At 38.4% G+C, this 3,967-nt stretch carries 3 protein-coding genes and 1 pseudogene; all 4 read right to left on the bottom strand.

The features are described from left to right. Window positions 1–132: pseudogene (locus tag RT405_RS12175) on the bottom strand (ABC transporter permease); the annotation flags it as partial. Between the two features lies 1 nt (window position 133). After that, window positions 134–1,201 (bottom strand): ABC transporter permease, encoded by a 1,068-nt coding sequence (locus tag RT405_RS12170; protein WP_313470030.1) that lies wholly within the window; start codon window positions 1,199–1,201, stop codon window positions 134–136. Then, window positions 1,191–2,738 carry an ABC transporter ATP-binding protein gene (locus RT405_RS12165; RefSeq protein ID WP_396163812.1) on the bottom strand — a complete coding sequence of 516 codons (1,548 nt, stop codon included), beginning with the start codon at window positions 2,736–2,738 and terminating at the stop codon, window positions 1,191–1,193. Before RT405_RS12165 ends, RT405_RS12170 begins: the two co-directional genes overlap by 11 nt. Before the next feature lie 282 nt (window positions 2,739–3,020). Next, the coding region (locus RT405_RS12160) for a BMP family protein (RefSeq protein ID WP_313470027.1) at window positions 3,021–3,967 on the bottom strand (947 nt) is incomplete at its 5' end.

Genomic DNA, 3,967 nt, shown 5'->3' with positions numbered 1-3,967 from the left:
GATTCCTTCAAGACCTACGTTAACGATTCCACTGCGCTCAGAAAATGTACCGCCGAGTGCTGTTAAAATAAGAGGAGCCGAATAAACTAACGCTGAAGAAAAGATAAGTTGCAACACACTTATAGTATCCATCTTATTTTACTCCTCCTTTATTTACTCTAGCCCGTTTATCGATAAAGAAACGAATCAAGTAATTAGCCCCTACAAAGAAAATAATCGAAGCAATCACAATATCGACAACTTCTGTAGGTACTCCTGCCATTAACGGCATGCTGTTCCCACCGATTTTTAAAGCACCAAATAATAAAGCAGAGAATAAAATACCAACTGGACTGCCTAATCCAAGTAATGCAACGGCCATCCCATCAAACCCAATTGTCGGCATCGCACCTTGGACGAAGATGTTTTGAAAAGTTCCCATTCCTTCCATTGCTCCACCTAATCCGGCAAGCGCTCCGCTAATCAGCATAGAAATAATAATATTGCGTTTTGTACTCATTCCGGCATATTTAGAAGCGAATGGATTTAAACCTACTGCACGAATCTCAAAACCACTGGTTGTTTTTTTCATCAAGATCCAAACGATTAACGCCATAATCAAAGCCAAAAAGATCCCAGCATGTAAAGTTGAATGACTCGTTAAGTCCGATAACCATTGCCAACGCAAACTTGCTTCTTTTGGAATACGCGCAGTCGAATCTGATGCATCGGTCAACACATTCCGAATTAAATAATTTGTAGTGTACAGTGCTGTATAGTTTAACATGATCGTTACAATTACTTCACTGGTATTAAAATAAGCTCGTAAAAATCCAGCAATTCCAGCCCATATTGCCCCAGCTGCAGCTCCTACTATCACGCTTAAGGTTAACAATATCATACCTGGCATTTCTGGAAATGATAGTGCGAACCAAACTGAACACAACCAGCCTAAGAGTGCTTGACCGGCAACCCCGATATTAAAGAAGCCGGCTGTATAAGCTACTGAAAAACCAAGAGCAGTAAAAATAAGTGGCGTTGCTTGTCTTAATGTTTCTCCGATATAAAATGAATTACCAAATGATCCCTTGATCATTGATTGATAGCCAGCAATTGGGTCATAACCAAATACTAACATGATCAATGCGCCCAATAATAATCCTAAAATAACAGAAAATATTGGAACTAATATATTATTCCACTTGCCTTTATTACTTAACATGAGCCCGCTCCTTTCCGCTTTCTTGATTAGCAGCAGCTCTCGCTTTTTCAAGGGACGATCCTGCCATCAGCAACCCAAGTTCTTGTTGAGTTGTTTCTCTCGGTTTCACGAACGCGACAATATGTCCATCATACATAACGGCAATGCGATCGGAGACATTTAAGATTTCATCTAATTCAAAGCTCATCAGTAAAACGGCTTTTCCTTTATCTCGTTGTTCAATCAAACGTTTGTGGATGTATTCAATCGCACCCACATCTAACCCACGTGTTGGCTGAGCTGCAATCAATAAAGAAGGATTACGATCGATTTCTCTGGCAATGATGGCTTTTTGTTGATTTCCGCCTGACAATGCACTGGCAGGCACCATTTCGCTTTTTGTCCGTACATCAAATTCTCCAATCAACTTTTTCGCATAATTTTTGATGGCTTTAGGATTCAAGAAACCGTTCTTGCTCAGTGGTTTTTGATAGTACGTTTGCAATGCAATATTTTCTTCTAAACTCATAGGTAGGATCAACCCGTATTTATGTCGGTCTTCCGGAATATGTCCTAAGCCAGTTTCAGTGATTTTACGTGGTGGATTATTTTGAATTTCTTTTCCATTTAAACTAATTTTTCCACTTTCTACTTTAGCCAATCCTGTGATAGCTTGGATCAACTCGCTTTGTCCATTTCCATCTATTCCAGCAATTCCCAGCACTTCACCCGCATGCACTTCTAAGCTCAATTTCTTAACAGCTTCTAATCCACGATCTTCTTTGACTGTAATATCTTGGACAGAAAGAACAACTTCTTTAGGCTGCGCTTCTTTTTTTTCGGTTTTAAAGGAAACTGAGCGCCCAACCATCATATCTGCTAGTTCTTGTTGAGAAGTAGAAGCTACATCTACTGTATCAATACTTTGTCCGCGACGAATAACAGTACACCGATTAGCGACTTGCTTGATTTCATCCAGCTTATGTGTAATTAAAATAATTGATTTTCCTTCATGCGTAAGAGCCTTCATAATTTGCATCAATTCTTTGATTTCTTGAGGAGTTAATACAGCAGTAGGCTCATCAAAAATCAAGATTTCTGCTCCACGATATAACGTTTTTAGAATTTCTACCCGTTGCTCCATTCCAACTGAGATAGATTCTACTTTTGCAGCTGGATCCACTAATAATCCATATTTTTCCGATAAATCTTTTATTGCTTGTTTTGCTGTTTTTTTATCCAAAACACCAGCTGTATTGGGTTCACTGCCTAAAATGATATTTTCAGTTACCGTGAACTTTTTTACCAGCATAAAATGTTGATGAACCATTCCGATTCCCAGTTTATTAGCCACACCAGGAGAATTAATTGTCACTTCTTTTCCATTCATCAGGATTTTTCCTGAAGTCGGCTCTAAAAGCCCAGATAAAATGTTCATCAAAGTAGATTTCCCTGCTCCATTTTCACCTAACAGCGCATGGATTTCACCTTTTTTTAGCTGCAAATTGATATTATCGTTCGCTTTAAAGGTACCAAATTCCTTGGTAATGCCTTTCATTTCTATGACGAAATCCGTTTCCGACACGATAGACTCACTCCTTTTCACCTGCTTGAATTCATTATCCATTATACGTTATTTACTAACAAGGAGCTACAGAGAATTTTCTTTTTATTCTAATCGTAAATCCAGCGCTTTCACTTTTTTCATTTTTTAAGCTGCTCCTCAATACGGTACATTGCAAGAAATATTTTAGTGTTTTATAGAAAACGATAAGAGATGAAAAGGCCGGAATAAATATCCGGCCTTTTTGTCGACATTCAACTTAGTCTTACTAATTTCTTATTTTTCTGGAGTTTGAGGTACTTCAATGTCACCATTGATAATTTTTTCTTTGTAATCTGCTACTGTCTTTTTAACTTCGTCTGTTAAGTTGCCGTCTGTTATATCAACGCCGCCTTCAGCTAAACCAAAGTTTGTTGTTTCTCCACCAGTAAAGTTTCCAGCCATTGCATCATTCGAAATATCTTTTACCGCTGCACCTACACCTTTAAGTGTAGAAGTTAAAGTCAAGTTACCTGAATCATATTTACCTTCAGCTTCTTGGTCGCGGTCTACACCGATTACCCATATTTTTTTAGAAGAATCAGCTTTCATGCGGTCTTTAGCTTCTGAGAACACGCCATTACCTGAATCACCGGCTGCTTGATAAATAATATCGATGCCGCTGCTGTACATTGCAGCTGCTAATTGTTTTCCACGTGCTGCATCTCCGAAAGAACCCACATATTCTACTTTTACGTCGATAGATGGATCAACTTCTTTAACACCGGCAACAAAACCAGCTTCAAAACGTGAGATAACATCACTTTCTTGTCCACCGATAAATCCGATTTTACCTGTTTCTGTTGATTCTGCTGCAGCCACACCTGCTAAGAAAGCTGCTTCATGGTCTTTGAACAAAACAGATTCAACGTTTGGAGCATCTATAACATCATCAATAATAACAAAATGTTGATCTTCGTTTTGTTCTGCCACATCTGTCATGGCTTCTTTTAATTTATAACCGATACCAAAAATCAAGTCAAATTTAGCATTTACTGCACTATTTAAATTGGTTACAAAATCTGAGTCTTCATTTGATTGTATATAAGTATACCCTTCTGCGCCTTCTTTTTTACCGTTATCTTTACCCCATTCTTGCATACCTTCCCATGCAGATTGGTTAAAAGATTTATCATCTACTCCACCTACGTCAGTGACCATCATGACAGAAAAATCGTCACCTG

It is taken from the genome of Carnobacterium sp., assembly GCF_032094055.1.
In the GTDB taxonomy this organism is placed as follows: Bacteria; Bacillota; Bacilli; order Lactobacillales; family Carnobacteriaceae; genus Carnobacterium_A.
Note: the sequence above shows the minus strand (reverse complement) of the source record. Positions and strands in the feature narration are given on the sequence as shown.